Below are 20,164 nucleotides of genomic sequence, written 5' to 3'. Positions count from 1 at the left end.
GACGGCGTTCCCCGGCAGGATGCTCCCGTCACCTGCCCCGGTGTCCCTCAGCCCCGGAGTCCACGGCCGGCCCGCCGGTCAGGTTCCGCCCCCGGCCGCCGTCGGACGCGACGGCAACGGGATCTCCGCCCACACGCACTTGCCCGTCGGCGTCCCACGGGAGCCATGGCGTGCCGCGAGGGCGGTGACGATGGCCAGACCGCGTCCGCCCTCGTCGTCAGGACCGGCGCTGACCGTGCGCACCGCGTTGAGACTGCCGTCGAAGACCTCGCACACCAGCACCCGGTCGCGGATCAGTCGCAGCCGCAGCGGCCCCACCGCATGGAGGACGGCGTTCGCCAGCAGCTCGCCGACGATCTGCTCCGCGACGGGCACCAGCCGTTCCAGGCCCCACTCCACCAGCGCCCGCACGGCGTTCGCCCGCACGCCACCCACGGCGGACGGGTCGGCGTCCAGCTCCCATTCCCTGACCTGGTCCGGACCCAGCGAACGGGTCCGTGCCAGGAGCACCATGACGTCGTCGGCCTGCTCTCCGGGCGGAATGGTGCCCACGACCGCCGAGCGCAGATCCCGCAACGGGGCCCCGGGGCGCTGGGTCAGTGCGCCGCGCAGACGCTCCAGACCGAAGTCGATGTCCCGGTCGCGGGTCTCCACGAGACCGTCGGTGTACAGCACGAGCGTGCTGCCCTCACTCAGCTCCAGCTCCACGTCGTCGTACGTCTGCCCACCCAGACCGAGCGGCGCCCCGGCCGGGATGTCGAGGAGCGTGACCTCACCGGAGGGGTCGACGAGCGCGGGCGGCGGATGGCCGGCCCGTGCGGCGCGGCACAGCCGGGTGACCGGGTCGTAGACGATGTAGAGGCAGGTGGCCCCGCTGATGGTGGTGGGCATGGCCTTCGACTCGAGGTCCTCGGCGGCGAGGCGGGCCAGCAGGTCGTCGAGATGGGCCAGCACCTCCGCGGGGGACAGGTCCAGCGCGGCGAGCGTGAGCATCGCGGCACGGATCCGTCCCATCCCCGCCGCGGCGCTGATGCCATGGCCGACGACGTCGCCGACCACCAGGGCGATCCGGGCGCCGGAGAGTTCGACCACGTCGAACCAGTCGCCGCCGACACCGACGCGCCGGTCGGACGGCAGATAGCGCCACACCACGTCCAGGGCGGTCCCACCGCTCGGATTGCGCGGCAGCAGGTCGCGCTGGAGCGCCAGGGCCGCCGTGTGCTCGCGGGTGTAGCGGCGTGCGTTGTCCAGGCTCAGCGCCGCCCGGCTCACCACCTCCTCGGCGACCTCGCGGTCGTTCTCGTCGAAGGGCAGGAGGGTCTCCGTGCGGACGAGCACGGTGACCCCCAGGATCTCGCCGCGGGCCTGCATGGGGACGACCAGCAGACTGTGCATGCCCAGCGAGACGATCTTCTCCCGGCGTCCCGCGTCGTCGTCCAGCCACGATCCGGGCGACGTGTTCAGCACGGGCTCCAGATAGGAGCGTCCGGTGGACAGGACCTCCAGGAAGGGTGAGCGCGGAGGCACGTAGACCGGCTCGCCACGCGCCCAGAGGGACTCCGGGACCCCTTCGCGGATCGACGCCACGCCTCCGCGGTGGAAGGCCGGGACGGCGCCCGAGCCGGTCGTGCCGAGCCGGGCCAGGGGCTCCTCGTCGACCTCGGCCGCGTCCGCGAGGTCGACGGTCACATAGTCCGCCAGCGCGGGCACCAGGACGTCGGCCAGGTCCTGGGCGGTCTGCATGATGTCCAGGGTGGTGCCGATGCGGGTGCCCGCCCGGCTCAGGAGGGTGACCCGCTCCCGTGCCCGCCGCGAGGTCGTGACGTCGACGTTGGTGGAGCACACCCCGGGCTCGCCGTCCCGTGCGTTCTCCACCGGGAACACCGACAGCGCGTAGGTGCGGCGCCAGCGGCGGTCCCGCGGGTCGAGCTCGTGGTCGATCACCGGGACGCCGCTCTCCAGGACCTGCCGGAACAGCGCCGTGACCTGCTCGGTGTCCGCGTACAGCGGCGACTCCTCCAAGGGCAGCCCGAGCCGCTGCGGCCAGGACGGCCCGTAGGCGCGCGCGAGGGCCGCGTTCAGCCACACCATGCGCAACTCGGAGTCCCACACCGCCGTCGGGAAGGGACTGTTCTCCGCGACCGAGACCGCGGGCGTCGACTGGGCCGCTCCCAGCAGCGAGACCAGCCAGTCCACCGTCGCGTCCGGCCCCGGCAGCGCGGTCACCCGCAGACTCACCTGCACGGTCCGCCCGTCACGACGGCGCAGGCGCGTACGTCCCGACCACTCGCGTCCGAACCAGCCGGCCCCCTCACCGGGGTGGGCCGCCAGGCGCTCGGCCGGCCGGAACAGCATGTCCTCGGCCCGGTGACCGAGGAGTCGCTCGGCCTCGGCCGTCCACCGCGTCACCACCCCGCCGCGATCGACGACCGCCAGCGCCGTAGCGGCGTCGCCGTACGCCGGGCCGGCACCCGATGCGGCGTCGAAGGGGAACACTTCCCCAAGCTAGGTCGGCCTTCCCGCGCCTGCAAAGCGGAGCCCGGGGGATGCGAGAGGGAGGGTGCCCCGGGGCGACGGACCGTGGTCCACGCGTTCCGTTCGGTAGTCGTGCGGGAGCGGGTCGGTGGTGGACGGGAGCCGGTCGGTGGATGTGCGCGGCCACCGGTGGACGTCGTGCGGCAGCGCGTGGCCGACCGGTGACACCACGACCTCCCCGCCGGGACCCACGACCTCCCGCCGGGACCCGCCGAGCGCGGCGGGTCCCGGCGGGGAAGAATGGGAGTTTGCGCGCCGGGAGAGGTGGTGGTGATGCCCGCTTGGCATCTGCGCGACTATCACGACGACGACCTGGACCAGGCGATCCAGGTCTGGGACCAGAGCCGCCAGGCAGGTCAGGCCGGTCATGATCCCGTCTTCCCGGTCTCGGAAGTGATCGGAGCGGCGAAGGCGGGGGATCCCGCGGTGGTCGCCGTCGTGGGTGACGAACTGGTCGGCATGGCCATGGCGCAGGCGCACGGCAGACGGGGCTGGATGCTCCTGATCGCGCTGGCTCCGCGGTGGCGTGAGCGGGGGATCGGCAGCGCCCTGCTGACCGAGCTGGAGCGGCGGCTGCGTGCCGTGGGCGTGCGGCACGTCAGCGCGCTGCTGCCCGCGGGCGCCGCCGGGACCAAGGCCCTGGAGAACTCCGGCTACCGCTTCCGCGACGACCTGACCTACTACGAGAAGCTCGAACCGCCCGGATGCGCCAACGCGGACGTCCTGGCCGCACTGGGCGGGCGCATGCTGCCCGACGGCCTCTGGGACGCCATGGCCGGCATGAACCGGGAGAAGCAGGTGGTCGAACGCCGTGTCGTACTGCCCCTGCAGGAGCCGTCGCTGGCCGACCGCTACGGCGTCGTCCCGCCCAAGGCGACCATCCTGTTCGGTCCGCCCGGCACCGGGAAGACGAGCTTCGCCAAAGCGGTGGCCTCCCGGCTCGGCTGGCCGTTCGTGGAACTCTTCCCGTCGCGGCTGGCGGCCGACACCAACGAGGGGCTGGCGACGGCACTGCGGGAGGCCTTCGCGGAACTGGCCGAACTCGACTCGGTGCTGCTCTTCATCGACGAGGTCGAGGAGATTGCCGGAGCGCGGTCGGGCAAGGCCGTCGACCCCGGCCACGGGGTGACCAACGAACTGCTCAAACTCATCCCCGTCTTCCGCGAGCAGGACTCGCGGCTGCTGGTCTGCGCCACCAACTCGGTCCGCTCCCTGGACGCGGCGTTCCTGCGACCGGGCCGGTTCGACTACGTCATCCCCATCGGGCCCCCGGACCCGGCCGCCCGCTCGGCGATCTGGGCCCGCTACCTCAGGGCCGCCACCGAGTCGATCGACCTCTCCCGACTGGTGGCGGCGACCGAGCTGTTCACCCCGGCCGACATCGAGTTCGCGGCCCGCAAGGGCGCGCAGGCGGCCTTCGAGCGCGAGGTCACGGACCGCCAGGGCCTGCCGGCCACCACGGACGACTACATGACCGCCGTCGCCGACACCCGGTCCACGCTCACACCGCGGCTGATCGAGGAATTCACCCAGGACATAGAGAAGTTCAGCCGGCTCTGAGCACCGCCCGACGCGGCTGCGGGACGCTAGTGCCGCGTCAGCCGAGGTCCGCCCCGTCGCGACGCCCGGCACGCCCTCTCGCCGCACCGGCCGAAAGCCCGAGTACGTCCAGTACGAGGGCTTCCGGCCGGCACGCCGAGAGCACGCTCCCCCACTCTCGGCTTCGCTCGAGCGGGAGGGGCCCCCACGACGCCGCTCCTCACGGGCAAACCTTGACTGACGCGGCACTAGTGGCCCTCTCGCAGCGTGAGGACGTACGTCGCGGTCAGCGCGACGCCGCGGTCCTCGTCGTGCGACAGCTCGGCGAGGGCACGGGACGCCGTGCTCCCGGGGATCTCCGCGAGCGCCTGCGTCAGCCGCCGGCGCGCCGACGCGTCGAGGGTGCCAGGAGCGAGGCGCTCGACGAGCCGCGTGGCGATGTCGTCCGCCAGCGCGGCCTCACTCGCCGTCGCGCTCAGGGCGTCCGCCGCCTCCACGTCGTTCCGCTCGTCGACGATCATGTCGATGAGGGTCGGGACCGCGTCGGCCGCCCCGCGTGCCCCGAGCGCCAGCGCGGCACTCCCGCGCACCACGACGTCGGAATGCCCGAGGGCCTCGCGCAGCACCGCGCTCGTCGCCTCGCGGTCCGGCAGCTCGGCGATGCAGCGGACGGCGCGCTCGCGCACCTCGGGCACCGGTGAGCGCAGGCCCTGCGCCAGCAGCGCCAGCCCGCCGTCGCCCGACTGCGCCAGAGCCCACCGCAGGGCGCCGGCCACGTTCGGGTCCGACTCGCTCAGCGCCGCCTCCGCCAGTGCCTCGACCGGCACCGGAACACCTTCGGCGGAGGACGGCGAGGACAGCGCGGCGCGCTGGCGCTGCCCGGCGCTCTCCGAGTTCAGACCCTGGAGGAGGGTGACGGTCCGCAGGACGTCCTGCCAGCCGGCCGGGCCGGCCGCGCCGATCCGGTTGAGCCGCGTGAGCAACTCCGTCTCACTGGCGATGCGTTCCCGTGTCCGGCGGATCAGGTCGCCGACGAGCGCCGAGGGCTCGAAGCCGGGATCGTCCAGCGCCCGTCCGACCTCGCGCAGCGACAGCCCCAGGGACCGCAGGCTCTCGATGTGGAAGATGCGCCGGACGTCCTCGCCGGAGTACTCCCGGTAGCCGGCGCCGGTGCGCCCCGTCGGCCGCAGCAGACCGAGGGACTCGTAGTGCCTGAGCATGCGGGCACTGACCCCGGACCGTCGTGCCACCTCACCGATCAGCACGTCCCGTCAGCCCTCCTCACCTTTCGTGCCCATGACCACGATGCGCTGCGCCTCCTCGATCGCGAACTCGAACCCGGCATCAGGGTCCCGCAGCAGTCGCTCCGTGGCGATCGCGTGCTCCCGCACCTGGGGGACCGCGTCCGCCATCGCGTCGCGCAGCGCGGGCACGACGACCTCCTCACCGAGCCCGATCAGCGCCCGGCTCAGGCTCAGCCGCGTCCGACGCCCACCGCGCGCGAGCTGGGTCGTCAGCACGTCCGCCAACCCACGCTCCTCCCCCTCGGGCACGAGTGCCACCGCCGCTCGCCAGGCGCTGCGCGCGACCTCGTCGTCGGCGTCGGTCAGCAGTGTCCGGGTGATCGCGGGCCACGCCCGCCGATCCCCGACCTTGGACAACGTGTGCAAGGCCTGACTCCGTGCCTGCGCATGCTCCGAGCGGAGTTCCCGGACGAGCTTCGGGACGGTCAGTGAGGGCGCATGGCGCGTCAGCGCCCAGGTGAGCGTCTCCCGCACGGAGAAGTCGGGCTCGACCGCGCACCGTTCGACGAGCCTGTCGACGAACGCGGGATCCGGTCCGGTGCCGAGCGCCAGCGCCGCCCGCAGCCGCGTCGACGAGTCGTCGCTCGCGAGCCCCTGGAGAACTCGCTCCGTGGGTGTGCCCTCGTGCGTGTCTTCTTGCGTGCCCTCGTGCGTGACCTCGTGCGTGCCCTCCTGCGGCACGATCATCGTGACCACCTCCTCGACCGCAGTGAAGGCGTTGTCACGGTGTCAAGGTCAAGCCGGATACCTCCGGCGCGGGTCCGTGGTGCGTATCCGATGCCCTCTCCGCCGGCGAGGACGGCTCCCGCGGGTGCGGGAGGTCGACGGGGACACCCCCGGCCTGCCGCACCCCCGGGCCCGGCCCGCTCGGCGGCGGGCGAGGTCCTGGTCGCCGCGTGTCAGCCGCGCAGCGGACCGCACATCAGATTGCCGGGATCGGCGGGGTCGGTGCTGATCCAGAACTGCGTCCACAGCTCGGCGAACTGCCCTCGCTCCAGGTAACCGTCGCCGTCGGCGTCCAGCTGGTCGAAGACGTCAGCGGTGTCGATGCTCCGGCCGTGCCAGGTGTCGATCAGCTTGCGGTGCTCGTGGCGGGAGATGTGCCCGTCGCCGTTCTCGTCCACCGCGTCGAAGATCGTGTCGGCGGTTGCCGCGACGGCCTCCGACATCGACGGCAGCCGGTCCACCACGGTCATCAACGCGTCCATGTCGACCCTGGCGTCCTCGGGAGTGTCCGACGTGGCCGCCAGGCTGTCCCACCAGCCCATGATCACTGTTTCGACCCGCGCGGCCAGTTCGCCGCCCGCCCGCACGGCGGGCAGCCCACCCCAGCGGGCGGCGAGTGCCCGGAAGTCGCTCTCCTCCAGATAGCCGCTGCCGTCCGCGTCGATCGCGTCGAACATCGCCTGGACTTTGATGCGTTGGAACTGACTGGCCACAAGCGCACCCCTCTCGGTTCTCTTCGCGCCAGGAACAGGCTGTCCGCGACGGAAGGGCGACGAACGGCGCCCGGGTGCACGACGGCTCGTGGACCCGCGCGCCACGCCGGTCGAGTGCCACGAGCGCCGGTTTGCACCGTGCCGAGCCACCGCCTGAGGCCGGACTTCGCCTCGGACGGAGCCCTCGCGCAGGTGCCGGCGGTGCGCGTGGGGTCAGTCGGAATCCCGTTGCGGCAGGGGTGAGTAGCGGGTGGGTCCCGGTGTGCGGCCCTGCGGGGGGTAGTCGCAGTCCAGGGCGGCCACCTGGTAGTCGTCGCCCTGGTTCTGCTCCTGGTCGACGACCACCGCCGCGGTGCAGACCCGGCCGTGCTCGTCGGTGAACGTGACGATCTCGCTGTAGTCGGTCGGCATGCTGCATCCCGAGAGCAGCAGCAAAGCGGCCACTCCCGCGCCCATCGCCGCGCCGAGTCTGTGATGCCTTCTCATCTCTTCCCCCATGTCGCTCAGCCGCGCCCCGCCGGTTGTCGCGCCTCATAAGGTAGTTGCACCGCACGCCCCGCATCCAAGTCCGCGGTGCAACGGTTCGGAGTCGACCGGCGTCGTCTCTCTCCGGGGCGGGGTGGACGCCGTGCCCCGGAGAGGGGAGACCGGTGCACACCGCAGACTTCGCCAAGTGGACACGGCGGTTCGAGGACGAGCGTGAGCGCAGGCGCGCCCAGGGCGACCCGGACTGGGGGCGGGGCGCGACGCTGCATCCCGCGGTGTGGGGCGGAGTCCAGCGCTTCCAGGTCGGTGAGGACGGCGAAGGCGACAACCTCGTCGCCAAGGCGGACGAGGCCGGCGACCGGGACTACGCCCGAGCGGTCCGGCTCTTCGTCGCCGAGGAGCAGAACCACGCCCGGCTGCTCGCCGGGCTGCTGGCCGCGGGAGGTGTGCCCACGCTGCCCGGCCACTGGAGCGACACCGTCTTCGTCAAGCTGCGCCGGCTCATGGGACTGCGCATGGAGCTGCTGGTGCTGATGATCGCGGAGCTGGTGGCACTGCGGTACTACCGCGCCCTGCGCGACGGCACCGACGACTCGCTCACCACGGACGTCGCCGGGCGGATCCTCGCCGACGAGCAGCGCCACGTCCCGTTCCACTGCGAGCGACTGCACGCCTCCCTGGCGGAGCTGCCCCGCCGCGCACGACGCCCGGTGATGGAGCTGTGGCGACTGCTTCTGCTGGCGGTCACCCTCGTCGTGGCCGCCGACCACGGAGCGGCGCTGCGACGACTCGGCGTCGGGCGCCTGCGCTTCGTGACCGACGTCGTGGCCTCTTCCGCAGCGGTCGTCTCCGCGGTGGTGGCCCACCGTCCGGATGCCTGGACGAGCACGGACTGACACCGGGCGGCAGGGCGGCGACCCGGGCCAGGAGCCTCGGTGAGCCCCGCGGCCCAGGGACGCGACCCGCGCCTCGTAAGGCCTGGTCGGACGGCACTAGGATCGCGCGCATGCCGAGAGACAGAACGAGCGCGGATGCAGGGGGCGGGACCGCCGGCGCATGGCGCGCCGACGTGATCGACCATCAGCGCACGGTGGGGAAGGTGCCCTTCGTGTCCTACTGGGAGCCGAAGGACCCGCTGGCGCGCCGGGACGGCCTGACCCTGGTCGGTGCCGTCGGATCGGTCCGCTGCGTCGATTCCGACGGACGCACCCGCTGGACGCACCGCTTCGACGGCCGGCCGAACGCCGCCCACCTGTCCGGGGACCGCGTGCTCGTCACCACCGACTCCCTGGAGTACACGCCTTGGGGCTTCCTCGGCCCCGCGCTGCTCCTCGACCTCGCGGACGGGCAGCTGGTCGCCGAGCTGCGCGGGGCGAGGGGCGCGGCGCGGGGAGGCGGCCGGTTCGTGCTCGGGCTGGAGGGCTACGACTGCTTCGACACCTGGGAGTACGACCGGGACGGCACCCGGACGGACGCGTGGCGTTCCTACGGCCACTATGTCGTCGGCACCGGTGTGCGCGTCGTCGAGGCCGACCGCCGCCTGCCGACCGAGAGCCGGGTCGTGCGGCTGCTGCCCGGTGGAGTCGTGGAACGCGGCCCGCGACTGCGGGATCCCCAGGGGCCCGAGCCGTTGGTCCTGCGTGACGGAACGATCCTGGTCTTCGACGGCCGGCAGATCCTCGCGGTGGGCCGCGCGCTCGACGGCACGATCCTCGCCGAACTCGCCGAAGCCTCCACGGACGTGCGGGGGCAGCTCAGACGGAAGCTGCGGCGGGACGGCGACAGGGTCAGCGCGTTCGTCTGCGAGCCGCACACGGGCGAGCCCGGCCGCTACACGGTGGACACCTGGACACTCACCCTCCGCCACCGCACCTGAAGCAGGCGGCGCCCACCGCTGGTGACCGGCCCGCGACCGATCAGCGCGGCCGGCCGCGGCCGACGTCGGGCGGGTTCGCGCCGGCCGCGTTGGCGTGGCTTCTGACGTAGGCGACCGGCGTCGCTCCGTAGCACGCCTTGAACTGCCGGATGAAGTGACTCGCGTCGGCGAACTGCCAGCGTGCCGCGATCTCGGTGACTCTGGCGGTGCGCACGACTTCGTGGACATGGCCCTGTACAGGACGACCCGGACCAGCACACTGAATCTGCAGCCGCGCATCGGCGGCGACATGGCGCTGGTGCGCGGCATGGCCAAGGCGGTCCTGGAGGAGTCGCGGACCGATCCGAGGGCTCTGGACCGGGAGTTCATCGACCGCTACACCGTGGGTTTCGACGAGTACCGCACCGTGTGCGAGAACACCACCTGGCAGGAGCTTGAGCACCAGTCCGGCCTCAGCCGGGCCGACATGCTGAAGGCGGCACGCGTCTACAGCGAAGCGGACCGCACCATCATGAGCTGGTGCCTGGGGCGTCAGCCAGCACGAGCACGGCGTCGACACCGTGCGCGAGATCGTCAACCTCCTTCTGCTGCGCGGCAACCTCGGCCGGGAGGGCGCCGGCCCTTCCCCGGTACGCGGCCACAGCAACGTCCAGGGGAACCGCACCTGCGGCATCGACCACCGTCCGTCCCAGGCGTTCCTCGACCGGCTCTCGCAGGTCTGCGGGATCGACCCGCCGCGCGACCACGGTCTGGACACCGTGGGGACCATCGAGGCCATGCACCGCGGAGACGTGAGGGTCTTTGTCGGAATGGGGGGCAACTTCGCCCTCGCCGCCCCCGACACGCACTACACCTACGAGGCCCTGCGCACCTGCGAGTTGACCGTTCAGGTCAGCACGAAACTGAACCGCAGTCATCTCGTCCACGGCACACGGGCCCTGATCCTGCCCTGCCTCGGCCGTACCGAGAAGGACCAGCAGCGGAGCGGGCTGCAGAGCACCTCCGTCGAGGACTCGATGAGCATGGTCCACCTGTCCGTCGGTATGAGACGGCCCGCTTCACGGCATCTGCTCTCGGAGCCCGCGATCATCGCCGGCATGGCGCGGGCGGCGCTGCCCGACAGCCCCACTCCCTGGGAGTGGTACATCGAGGACTACGACCGGATGCGCGACACCATGGCCCAAGTGCTGGACGGGTTCGAGGACTTCAACCGCAGGGTGCGCCTGCCACTGGGCTTCCGGCTCAAGCAGCCCGCCCGCGAACTGGTCTTCCTCACCCCGTCGGGACGCGCCGAGTTCTCCAGTGCCCCGTTGCCCGACGTCGTCCCCGCCCCGGGCACCCTGGCGCTCGGCACCATGCGCTCCCACGACCAGTGGAACACCACGGTCTACTCGGAAAACGACCGCTACCGGGGTATCGAGAACCTGCGCGAGCTGGTCTTCATGAACGAGGACGACATGCGCGAGCGCGGCATCGCCGAGTTCGCCCGCGTCGACATCACCGCCACCGCCAAGGACGGGAGCCTCCGGGGTCTCGACGGCTTCCTCGCCGTCCCCTACGACCTCCCTCGCGGGTGCGCGGCGGGCTATATGCCCGAGATGAACGTCCTGGTCGCGCTCTGCGACTACAGCACGCAGAGCGACCAGCCGCTCATGAAGCACGTCAAGGTCACCATCGAGCCCTCGGAGTGAGCTGTCCGGGGGCTCCCGCCGACGGCCCGTCCAGGGCTCGCGCCGGGGCGGCCGTCGCGCACCGGGCGAGGCCGCCGGCATAGCGGAAGACGCGCAGAGATGAGGCCCCATGACGGCCTTCTCCGAATTGACCGATCGGCTCCCGGCCGGACCCGGTGTGGAGCGAAGGGCGCATCGCCCCGCGGCTTTTCGGTGTCCGGTCCGCCGATCGCTCGGCCGTGAACGAATCGGCGTGATGGGCGAAGACGCCCGGACCGTGGCGAATCCGGAATTGCGCCGAGCGGGGTCCGGCTTTCCGACGCGGAGGAAACCGCGTGGGACCAGGTCGGGGCCGCGGTGGCTCTGTCCGCCGCGTTGAAGACCGTTCTGCCGCCGCTTCGGCCGTGATCGCGCCAATGCCTTCGTGCCGGTGCCATGTTCGGCCGGGCAGGGTACTCTCCGCTCCAGAAGTACCCCACCCGGCCGACTCGCGCGCCGACCTCCGTCCCCACGGTGCGGCGCGAGCAGGCCGGTCGTCCCTCGCCCTCGGGACGGAGCGGCCTGGTTCTTGGGGTGATTCCTGGCTGGTCAGGCCAGGGTCGACGGTTCGATGCGAACCGCGGATATGTCGATGTTCAGCGACATCCTGTCGTCGACGGGTGACATGGCCGGCGCGGATCGCGCATGCCACGCCGGCCACCGGTCGGACCGCCTCAGGGTGGTTGTTCCTCGGAATCCGACCCGGAACTTCCCCGACGCGTCCTGAGCCGCTCCGCCGAACTCCAGGTCGACGGTGACGGGCAGTTCCACGTCCTTCATCCTCAGGATTCCGTCGAGGCGGGCGCCTTTGCCATCTACACCGTTGATTCCGGTCGATCGGAACGTCATCAACGGGAACGTGCGGGAGTCCAAGAACTCGGGACCCCTGAGGTGCTCGTCCCGTTCCCGATCGTGTGTGTCGAGGCTTTCGGTCTGGACGCTCATGTATGCCGCGCTGCGGGAAAGATGCGTGCCGTCGAGCTGGAGGATCCCTTCGAAGGAGCTGAATTCCCCGCTGACGTCGAAGAGAACGGTGTCGAGAAGGACGGCATGGCGAAGGGAGAACCCGATCACACTGCGAGCCGAGTCGATGATGTAGATACCGTTCGGCGCATGGAACGGGCCCGCGGGGTGCGCGGGGGAGACCCTGTTCCGACTGCGGTCTTTGAGCATCTGTACAACCCTGTTGCCTTGAGCATCCTTGAACGTTGTCTTCACCATGAGAGACAACGTGGTCACCCCGTTTGTGACAGATGCGAGGCGACGCGTGCCATCCGTCACAAGCGTGGTGCCCATGACGCGGTCCTGACCGCCGAGTCCGCCGAGTCCGCCGAGTCCGCCGAGTCCGCCGAGTCCGCCGAATCCGCGGAGTTCGCCGAGACCGGACGGCCGCCGCGGCACGGGTGCGTCGGCGGCCGACGGCGCGGGACGGTCGTCCGCGACGCCACCACTCCGGTCCGCGGCCTGTCCGAACGGGTGAATGTGCCTGGGGCGCGGCGTGTCGCGGTGGTGTCGCACGCACGCTTCGTTCGGGGACAGGAGCAGGGGAGCGGGCAGCCCCGGAACCGGTACGAGGCGACAGCAGGGGGCGGATGTGGCGGGGCGGCGGCGATCTACTCCGTTGCGGGACAGGGCGCGGTATCTCTTCGACAGGACCCTGGCACGCAGCACGGGCACGCTGCTGAGCTGGCTGGCGGCGTGCTGCCTCGCCGTCGTCCTGCCGGTGAGTGCGCTCATGGTGTGGACCGACCCCGCGGCACCACGGAGCCTGGCGGGGCGGCTCACCGCCGTGTGGCGGACCAGCGCGGAGACCCTACGGCTGGGCGGTGTCACGGGCGGGCCGCTGCGGATGCTGCTGGCGGGGCTGCTCGGGCTCATCGCGTTGTTGTGCGTGTCCACCCTGATCGGCGTCATCACCACCGGACTCGGCGACCGGCTCGAGGAGTTGCGCCGCGGCCGTTCCACGGTGCTGGAAGAGGACCACGCGGTCGTGCTGGGCTGGTCCGACCAGGTCTTCACGGTCGTCGCCGAGACCGTCGCCGCCGTGGCGGCCCGCCCGCGCGGGGTGGTCGCCGTGCTCGCGGAGCATGACACGGCCGAGATGGAGACGGCTCTCACCGCGGTCCTCGGCGGCGGCGTCGGCAGGGCCCGGCTGGTCTGCCGGAGCGGCTCACCGGCGGACCCCCGGGCGCTGGCGCTCGTCGCACCCGCCGCGGCCCGTTCGGTGCTGGTGCTGCCGTCCGACGAGACGGGTGACGGTGCCGACGTGGAGGTCGTCCGGGTGCTGCTGGCCCTGCGGGTGCTGCTCGGAGCGCGGACGGGGCCGCCGGTGGTCGCCGCCGTGCGCGACGGTCGGTTCCTGCCCGCCGCGCGGCTGGCGGCCGGCTCACGGGGCACGGTGCTGGAGACGGACGTGACCACCGCGCGGCTGCTGGCGCAGTCGGCCCGGCGCCCGGGCCTGTCCGCGGCCCTGCGGGACCTGCTCGACTTCTCCGGGGCGGAGTTCCACCTGGTGGACGCCCCGGAGCTGACGGGACGGTGCTATGCCGACATCGCCCTGCTCTTCGAGGCGAGCTGCGTCGTCGGATTCCTGCGGGCGGACGGCCGGGCCGCCCTGACACCCGCAGGGGACACCGTTCTCGCGGCGGGGGACCGGCTCGTCGTCGTGGCGCGCGACGAACGGACGGACCCACCGGTCGACTGCCGCGACCACGTCGACACCTCCGTCATGACCGCCCGCCTACCCGGCCCGCCCGCCCCGACCCGTGTGCTGCTGCTCGGCTGGAACCGCCGCGCGCCCCTGCTCCTCGACATCCTGCGCGAAACCTCCGTTCCGGGCGCCCTCGTCGACGTCGTCATGGACCAGGACCGCAGACCGGCCTCTGACGGGGCGGGCGACCGTGCGGACGCGGAGTGCCACGCGAACGGGCCGGCCACCGAACGGCCGAGGGTGCGCCTTCACACCGCTGACCTGGCCCGCCCCGAATTCCTGGACGTCCTCGACGTGTTCGAGTACGACAGCGTCGTCGTGCTCGGGCCCGACGAGGACCCGGGCACCGAGCGGCCCGACGACCGGACCCTCCTCACGCTCCTGTTCCTGCACGCGCGGGAGGAGGAGGCGGGCCGGGCACTGCCCGTCGTGGCGGAGTTCCGCGACCCCCGCAGCCGGGCGCTCGCCCCGCTCGGTCCGGCCTCGGACGCGGTGGTCCGCGGCGAACTGACCGCGCTCGTGATGGCGCAGATCTCCCACAGCCCGGAGCTGGCCGCGGTGTTCGACGAGGTCTTCGCCGCCCGGGCCGGCGCCCTGGCTCTTCGCCCTGCGGGACACTACGTCAGGCCGGGCGCGGAGGCCGCCTTCGCGACCGTCGTCGCGGCCGCCCTGGAACGCGGGGAGTGCGCCCTCGGGTACCGGGTCCCCGCGCAGGGCGGCACGTCGTCCGACGTGCTGCGTCTCTCTCCCGGCAAGTCGTGGCGCCGGGTGTGGGACGACCGGGACGAGATCCTCGTGCTGACCTCCGGCACCGCCACGACCGACGCCACGGAACGCGGCGGCGGCGCACTGCCCGGCATGCGAGGGGAAGCCGCCGTGCCTCCGAGGACCGGGACGCAAGGGCCGGCCGCGGCTGAATCCGCGCCCCGTGAGCCCTGACCGCCGGAGCCCCTACCGTCCGGGAGGCGTGTCGTCGACGCGCCGCCCTCGCTCTCACCCCGCGCGCCTGCGTGACCGGCCCGGACGCCGCCCGGACAACGGTCCGGCCATCGGCATCGGCATCGGTGTCGGTACTGGTACCGGTGGCGTCGGGTTGACGTGGCCGTGCATCCCGATGTCGAGGAGGGCGAGGGTGGTCACGGACCGTCCCCCTCGAGGAAGGGGGGCGGCGGCTCGCCGGGGCCGCCGGGGGCCGCGGGACCCCGGCCGGTCGACGCCGTCTAGCCGGGCCCGCCCCATTCCGTGAAGGGGGTGTCGGCCTTGTACAGGCCCGGCCCGTCCACGCGGAGGCTGTCCAGGAAGTGCCCCGCGGTGCGGGCAGCGGTGCTGATCAGCCGCTGGGTATGACCGAAGTCCCAGGGGGAGGGCCATGTGTCGATGCCGGTCGGCAGCATCACGGTCGGGATGTGCCGGGACACCTCGTGCAGGTCGCGCTGGATCTGATGGTGGAGGAGGAGCAGACCGGCCCTGGCCGCGATGGCGCTCGCACGCCGGCGCGGGATGTCCGGGCTCAACGGCGAACTCTCGGGCCCGCTCGACAGCACCACGACGCTCGCCGCTCCGGCCCGCAGGGCAGCCAGTACCGGGATGTAGGCAACCACCCCGCCGTCGACGAGAGTGCGGCCCTCGCGGTCGACCGGGGGCAGCAACCCGGGGACCGCCGCGCTCGCCAGCAGCGCGGACTCGAGGTCTCCGTGGTCGAGCATGGCCGGAGCGCCGGTGGCGAGGTCCATGGCCACCGCGGTGAACGGGACGGGCAGCTCCTCGATCCGGGACGGCAGCTCGGCCTTGGCGAGGAGCCGACGCAGGCCCCGATCGTTGAAGAGGCTCACCCGTGACGACATCACGTAGCCGAAGGGGTAAACGTCACGGCGGCGCAGTTGCGACCACACGTTGTCGAGCCACGGAGCGGCCTCGACGGGGTGGGCCGCCGCGATGGCGCCGTTGAGGGCGCCCACCGAGGTGCCCACGATCATGTCCGGGGCGAAACCACGTTCCTCCAGCGCGTACCCGACGCCCACATGCGCCGCTCCGAGGACCCCGCCGGCGCCCACGACCGCGGCCACCGGGCGCGGCAGTGCGGCCAGGCCCGCGTGCCGCGGGTCGGCGGCGGTGCGGTGCCCGGAATCCGAAGGCGCCCTCCGTTCGGCGTTCTCCGTGTCACCGGCTCGGAGGGCGTCGTGCACCTGGGGCGCTGGACTGCGGTTTCGCGCAAGCCTCATGTCACTTCACACACCTCACCCTGATCGTCGGACGCGGATGCACCGACCCCGGCGATGGGTCTTCAGGGGAAGAAATGCCTCGTCCCTCTCCACACAAAAGGGTATTCCTCGCATCCGCGAGGGCGCGCGCCCGACGTCGTGGCAGTGCTTCGGAGAGGTGCCGGCCATGCCGGCGGCACCGGATGAACCGCGGCCTCAGCGCCGGGGAAACCGGGCGAGGTACTGGTCCCACGCCTCCGCCGCCCGGATCAGCTCGGCGCGGCCCGTCTCGACCTCGATCACGTACTGATGGAGATCCGGGTGCGGGTCCTGCTGCCAGGGTGGCGCGGCCTCCAGGGAGAGGTGTACCCGCAGCACTCCCGTGCCGTCCTGCCACCGGACCTGGCTGAAGGCGAGGACCGGTTCGACGAAGGAGAGGTCCGGGGCGAGCTGCCCCTCGGCATCCGGCCTCGCGTCCGGCCGCCTGCCGTCTGCGACGGCACGCAGCCACGCGGACACCTCTTGGGCCTCGTCGACCTGCAGACACGCATCCGTGAAGGACCACTTGGCCACCGGAGTGGTGACCTCGGCCTCGACGACGAGCCAGTTGTCGTCCCAGGGGTCACCACTGACGGCGGGAAACTCGTAGCAGATCGGCCGCAGGACGATGCCTCCTGCTCGGTCGCTGAGTCGCACGGGCGAAGTGTGCCATGCCCTGCCGGGCCCCTGAACCGGCAGGGGCGCCACGGTGGCGAACCGGGTGGCACGTGGGGTCCGCGACCCCGGACGGGACGCGAGAGCCGGAGGAGCACCTGCTTGTCGGCCGGACTGGGGGCGGGATAGCCTGCTGGCGGCGCTTCCCGCGCGCCCGACCCCCAGACCGAGTGCTCACGCCACTCGGCGTTGCGGGGGCAAAGGTGATCTTCGTGTCGTCGTGGGTGTGACTTCCTTCGTCGTGTGTCTTCCCTTCAGGGTGACGGTGACGGTCCGCGTGAGGGACCGCGCCGGCCACCCCGAGAGGACGGGCAGTGACGGACCAGCGAGGGTTCAAGAAACTGGTGCGTGAGCGGATGGCTCGCACCGGGGAGTCGTACACCACGGCCCGCCGACATGTGCTGGCCAAGGCGGCGAGGGCCCAGGTGTCGGCGCCGACGACCGGACTCGCGTACGCCGAGTTCGGCACCGACCAGCATCATGAGGCGTCGCTGATCCGGCATGCGCTGGGCAGCGTCCACGACGAGGCGCTGGTCGCCGGTCTGGCCGGGGGCGTGGGCTTCATGTACTTCGTCTTCGAGTACCGGGGACTGCCACCGCTGCTGACGATCGTGTCCCAGCACCATCCGCAGCCGTGGGTTCCCGCGGCCCTGGACCGGTTGCGTGTGCCGTACGAGGTGCGGCACAGCTCCAAGCCGCGGTGGACCGAGCTGCGCGAGGCCCTGGACGCGGGTCGTCCGGTCTTCTGCGCCGTGGACAAGTCCCGCCTGCCCTGGCACGGGATGGAGCCGGGATTCGGGGCCGACGCCTACACGGTCGTCGTCGCCGGTCACGACGGGGACACGCTGTACGTCGACGACGAGGCCGCCGGCCCGCATGCCCTCGGTATGGAGGAGTTCGGCGCCGCCTGGTCCGCCTACAGGAAGGGGCGCCACCAGATGATCGTCCCGACCGGGCCGGCCACCGGCGCACCGGATGTCGAGGGCGCGATCACCGCCACCGTCGGGCATCTCACCGGACCGGTCCTCGGCAACAAGTTCGACGTCAACTTCGGGTTCTCCGGGATGGAGAAGCTCGCCGCCCAGTTGCGCGACACCAGGACGAAGACCGGATGGGAACGGCGCTTCGGAGGGCCCGTGCCCTTCTTCCACGGGGTGCGCAGGCTGTATGAGTGCCTGGAGGTCGAGTACACGGCGCCCGGGGCGACGCGGCCCCTGTACGCCGACTTCCTGGACCTCGCGGGCCGGTCCGATGCGGCGGCCCTGTTCCGTGAGGCGGCCCGCTGCTGGGAGCGGGTGGCCTCCCTCGCGCTGGAGACGGTGTCGGGCCTGGGCGCGTACACGGAGATCAGTGAGCGTCGGATGCGGTTGATCATGGCGCGCGGCGACGAGGCCGGGGAGGAGATCCGGGCTCTCGGCGCGCGCGCCGACGCCCTCGCCGAGGAGTACGAGGGGCCCGACGCCGAACAGCGCAGGGATCTGTTCGACGAGCTTGCCGGCCTCGTCGAGGCCGGCACCGCACTCGAACGCAGGGCCGTGGCACTTCTCTGACTCCGGGATGGCGCAGGGCATCTCCGAGCGGCGCCGCCCTGCGCCACGCGAGCGCCATTCGGCGCTGCCCTGCGCCGCACGGGTGCCATTCGGAGATGCCCTGCGCCGCGCGGGCGCCATTCGGTGCCGCCCGGTGCCGCACGGGTGCCATGTGGTGCCATGTGGTGCCATCCGTCGTCATTCTGTGGCCGTGCAGGCGTGTCGACATGCCTGGTGTGGCGATGACGTCAGTCACCCTTCGCTCGTTTCCGCAGGTGAGAGGGGTGTGTGGGGGAGTGGCGCCAGAGGGGCGCCGTTCGGGGTTGCATGTGGCGCCATCGGGGTGCCATCATGGCGTCATGGACCTGACCCCGTATGTCGACACCCTCCGTCGTGAGCTCGCGGTGGCCGCCGAGGCCGCTGGGGAGGATGCTCGCGAACTGGCCGAGCGGCTGACCGCTCCTCTGGAGTCGGCGACGCGGCTGGCGATGCTGCATGTGCTGTCCGCCGCGATGGACGAGATCACCCGTGAGCTGGCTCCCGGGTCCGTCGATGTGCGGCTGCGCGGGCTGGACCCTGACTTCGTCGTGACGCCGCCGCCCGCCGAGAGCGGTGCCCTCGCGGAGCCGGCCGCGCCGACGGAGCCTTACAGGGCGCCATCGCCGGCCGACGGCGACGAGGGGGGCACCGCGCGGATCAATCTGCGTCTGCCGGTCCACCTCAAGGCGCGGGCCGAGGAGGTCGCGGCCCGCGAGGGGCTGTCGGTCAACGCGTGGCTCGTGCGGGCCGTGTCCGTCGCGGTCGACGGCGGCGCCCGGCCCTCCGCGCCGCAGAAGGCCCAGTCGGTCGGACAGAGCTTCACCGGTTGGGTGCGCTGACCGCAGGGCGGCCCACCTGCTTCACGCACACTGCTTCACCCAGACCGCTTCACCCACACCACGTCCCACCAGCGGGGACGTCCCAAGGACTCAAGAGGACGGGACAGTCATGCCTTCTTTCGACACTCCGGAACCGGTCGCGGTCACGGCGCACGTGGAAGCCGGTTCCATCCAGTTCATCGCGGGGGACCGCCGCGACACCGTCGTCGAGGTGCAGCCCCGCGACCCGAAGAAGGACCTGGACGTGCGGGCGGCCGACCAGACCGAGGTCACGTACGCGAGCGGTGCGCTGACCGTCAGGACGCCCAAGTCGAACCTGTTCGGCCGCACCGGCACCGTCGACGTCACGGTCGAACTGCCCACGGGGTCACGCGTCGAGATGACCGGTGCCTGGGCGCAGGTGCTCGGTGAGGGGCGGCTCGGCGAGGTCCGTGTGAAGACCTCCTCCGGTGATGTCCGCCTCGCTGTGACCGGCCCGTTGAAGCTGACCGCGTCGCACGGCTCGATCACCGTGGACCGCGTCGAGGGCATGGCCGAGATCGTCACGAGCTCCGGCAGTCTGCGCGTCGGCTTCGTCGACGGGCCGGCCGTACTGAAGAACTCCCACGGCAGCACGACCTTGGGCGCCGCCACCGGCGACATCCGGGTGAACGGCGCCAACGGCGACATCGACATCGCGCGGGCCGGGGACTCGGTCACCGCGAAGACCGCGCACGGCACCGTGCGTGTGGGCGAAGTGGCCCGTGGAACGGCCCGGTTGGAGACCTCGTACGGCTCCATCGAGGTCGGCGTCCGCGAGGGCACGGCTGCCTGGCTCGACGTCAACTCGGGCTCCGGGCAGGTGCGCAACACGCTCGCCGCGTCGGACGCTCCGCAGGGCGGCGAGGACACCGTCGAGGTCCGCGCGCTCACCCGGCACGGCAACATCGACATCCGCCGCGCCAGGACCTGATCCGCCCCCCGCCCCACCTTCTGCCGCCAAGCCCCTTTCCTGCTCACCACCCCTTCGAATGGAGGGCTCCATGCCTTCATCTGTCATGCCCACGTCCACATTGGACGGCGGTCGCCCGTCGCCGGCCGCTGTCTCCGCCGTCGGGCTGCGCAAGTCCTACGGCGACAAGACCGTCCTCGACGGCATCGATCTGTCCATCCCGGCCGGGTCCGTCTTCGCGCTGCTCGGCCCGAACGGCGCCGGCAAGACCACCGCCGTGAAGATCCTCTCCACGCTCATCACCGCCGACGGC

Annotated in this window: 17 protein-coding genes and 1 pseudogene; 9 read left to right on the top strand and 9 right to left on the bottom strand. The window is 72.1% G+C overall.

All coding sequences use genetic code 11. The features are described from left to right. Nucleotides 1-78: 78 nt before the first annotated feature. Nucleotides 79-2,496, bottom strand: coding sequence for a SpoIIE family protein phosphatase (locus ACWCPM_RS17560; protein WP_450977073.1), 2,418 nt, complete (start codon nucleotides 2,494-2,496; stop codon nucleotides 79-81). A 312-nt stretch (nucleotides 2,497-2,808) separates the two neighbouring features. Between ACWCPM_RS17560 and ACWCPM_RS17555 the strand changes: the two genes are divergently transcribed. Continuing rightward, nucleotides 2,809-4,095 carry an ATP-binding protein gene (locus ACWCPM_RS17555; protein WP_450977072.1) on the top strand — a complete coding sequence of 429 codons (1,287 nt, stop codon included), beginning with the start codon at nucleotides 2,809-2,811 and terminating at the stop codon, nucleotides 4,093-4,095. Between the two features lie 227 nt (nucleotides 4,096-4,322). Here ACWCPM_RS17555 and ACWCPM_RS17550 read toward each other — a convergent pair whose 3' ends face one another. The 4 genes from ACWCPM_RS17550 to ACWCPM_RS17535 form a co-directional block, all read right to left on the bottom strand. Continuing rightward, nucleotides 4,323-5,339, bottom strand: a complete 1,017-nt coding sequence (locus tag ACWCPM_RS17550; protein ID WP_450977071.1) for a HEAT repeat domain-containing protein — start codon at nucleotides 5,337-5,339, stop codon at nucleotides 4,323-4,325. 6 nt (nucleotides 5,340-5,345) lie between these two features. Then, nucleotides 5,346-6,065, bottom strand: coding sequence for a HEAT repeat domain-containing protein (locus tag ACWCPM_RS17545; RefSeq protein ID WP_450977070.1), 720 nt, complete (start codon nucleotides 6,063-6,065; stop codon nucleotides 5,346-5,348). A gap of 212 nt (nucleotides 6,066-6,277) precedes the next feature. After that, the gene (locus ACWCPM_RS17540) at nucleotides 6,278-6,817 is read right to left on the bottom strand and encodes an EF-hand domain-containing protein (RefSeq protein WP_450977069.1); all 540 of its coding nucleotides are present in this window, start codon (nucleotides 6,815-6,817) and stop codon (nucleotides 6,278-6,280) included. A 213-nt stretch (nucleotides 6,818-7,030) separates the two neighbouring features. Beyond that, on the bottom strand, nucleotides 7,031-7,303 hold the full coding sequence (locus ACWCPM_RS17535) for a hypothetical protein (protein ID WP_450977068.1): 273 nt from the start codon (nucleotides 7,301-7,303) through the stop codon (nucleotides 7,031-7,033). A 164-nt stretch (nucleotides 7,304-7,467) separates the two neighbouring features. Here ACWCPM_RS17535 and ACWCPM_RS17530 point away from each other — a divergent pair, with 164 nt between their 5' ends. Together ACWCPM_RS17530 and ACWCPM_RS17525 are read left to right on the top strand one after the other, a co-directional pair. Then, on the top strand, nucleotides 7,468-8,199 hold the full coding sequence (locus ACWCPM_RS17530; protein WP_450977067.1) for a ferritin-like domain-containing protein: 732 nt from the start codon (nucleotides 7,468-7,470) through the stop codon (nucleotides 8,197-8,199). Between the two features lie 110 nt (nucleotides 8,200-8,309). Next, on the top strand, nucleotides 8,310-9,179 hold the full coding sequence (locus tag ACWCPM_RS17525) for a hypothetical protein (protein WP_450977066.1): 870 nt from the start codon (nucleotides 8,310-8,312) through the stop codon (nucleotides 9,177-9,179). A gap of 40 nt (nucleotides 9,180-9,219) precedes the next feature. On the opposite strand, the gene ACWCPM_RS17520 is transcribed toward ACWCPM_RS17525, so the two are convergent. Beyond that, on the bottom strand, nucleotides 9,220-9,393 hold the full coding sequence (locus ACWCPM_RS17520; protein WP_450977176.1) for a helix-turn-helix domain-containing protein: 174 nt from the start codon (nucleotides 9,391-9,393) through the stop codon (nucleotides 9,220-9,222). Here ACWCPM_RS17520 and ACWCPM_RS17515 point away from each other — a divergent pair. Continuing rightward, nucleotides 9,391-10,870: pseudogene (locus ACWCPM_RS17515) on the top strand (molybdopterin dinucleotide binding domain-containing protein); the annotation flags it as partial. The gene ACWCPM_RS17520 and the pseudogene ACWCPM_RS17515 overlap by 3 nt on opposite strands. A gap of 567 nt (nucleotides 10,871-11,437) precedes the next feature. On the opposite strand, the gene ACWCPM_RS17510 reads toward ACWCPM_RS17515, so the two are convergent. After that, a complete protein-coding gene (locus tag ACWCPM_RS17510) occupies nucleotides 11,438-12,406 on the bottom strand; it encodes a YceI family protein (RefSeq protein WP_450977065.1) in 969 nt (322 codons plus the stop codon). A 103-nt stretch (nucleotides 12,407-12,509) separates the two neighbouring features. On the opposite strand from ACWCPM_RS17510, the gene ACWCPM_RS17505 reads away from it, so the two are divergent. Then, nucleotides 12,510-14,537 carry a CASTOR/POLLUX-related putative ion channel gene (locus ACWCPM_RS17505; protein ID WP_450977064.1) on the top strand — a complete coding sequence of 676 codons (2,028 nt, stop codon included), beginning with the start codon at nucleotides 12,510-12,512 and terminating at the stop codon, nucleotides 14,535-14,537. A gap of 281 nt (nucleotides 14,538-14,818) precedes the next feature. On the opposite strand, the gene ACWCPM_RS17500 is transcribed toward ACWCPM_RS17505, so the two are convergent. Both ACWCPM_RS17500 and ACWCPM_RS17495 read right to left on the bottom strand, forming a co-directional pair. Beyond that, the gene (locus ACWCPM_RS17500) at nucleotides 14,819-15,820 is read right to left on the bottom strand and encodes a patatin-like phospholipase family protein (protein WP_450977063.1); all 1,002 of its coding nucleotides are present in this window, start codon (nucleotides 15,818-15,820) and stop codon (nucleotides 14,819-14,821) included. 195 nt (nucleotides 15,821-16,015) lie between these two features. Then, nucleotides 16,016-16,495: a WapI family immunity protein gene (locus tag ACWCPM_RS17495; RefSeq protein ID WP_450977062.1), complete on the bottom strand. Its 480-nt coding sequence runs from the start codon at nucleotides 16,493-16,495 to the stop codon at nucleotides 16,016-16,018. A 332-nt stretch (nucleotides 16,496-16,827) separates the two neighbouring features. On the opposite strand from ACWCPM_RS17495, the gene ACWCPM_RS17490 reads away from it, so the two are divergent. The 4 genes from ACWCPM_RS17490 to ACWCPM_RS17475 form a co-directional block, all read left to right on the top strand. Further along, nucleotides 16,828-18,063 carry a BtrH N-terminal domain-containing protein gene (locus tag ACWCPM_RS17490; protein WP_450977061.1) on the top strand — a complete coding sequence of 412 codons (1,236 nt, stop codon included), beginning with the start codon at nucleotides 16,828-16,830 and terminating at the stop codon, nucleotides 18,061-18,063. A gap of 338 nt (nucleotides 18,064-18,401) precedes the next feature. Beyond that, the gene (locus ACWCPM_RS17485) at nucleotides 18,402-18,920 is read left to right on the top strand and encodes a hypothetical protein (protein ID WP_450977060.1); all 519 of its coding nucleotides are present in this window, start codon (nucleotides 18,402-18,404) and stop codon (nucleotides 18,918-18,920) included. 109 nt (nucleotides 18,921-19,029) lie between these two features. Next, a complete protein-coding gene (locus ACWCPM_RS17480) occupies nucleotides 19,030-19,872 on the top strand; it encodes a DUF4097 family beta strand repeat-containing protein (RefSeq protein ID WP_450977059.1) in 843 nt (280 codons plus the stop codon). A gap of 70 nt (nucleotides 19,873-19,942) precedes the next feature. Further along, a partial coding sequence (locus ACWCPM_RS17475) for an ATP-binding cassette domain-containing protein (RefSeq protein ID WP_450977058.1) occupies nucleotides 19,943-20,164 on the top strand: 222 nt, incomplete at its 3' end.

The sequence above is a fragment of the Streptomyces sp. NPDC002309 genome, assembly GCF_053593375.1.
This window is presented reverse-complemented; position numbering and strand designations above follow the sequence as displayed.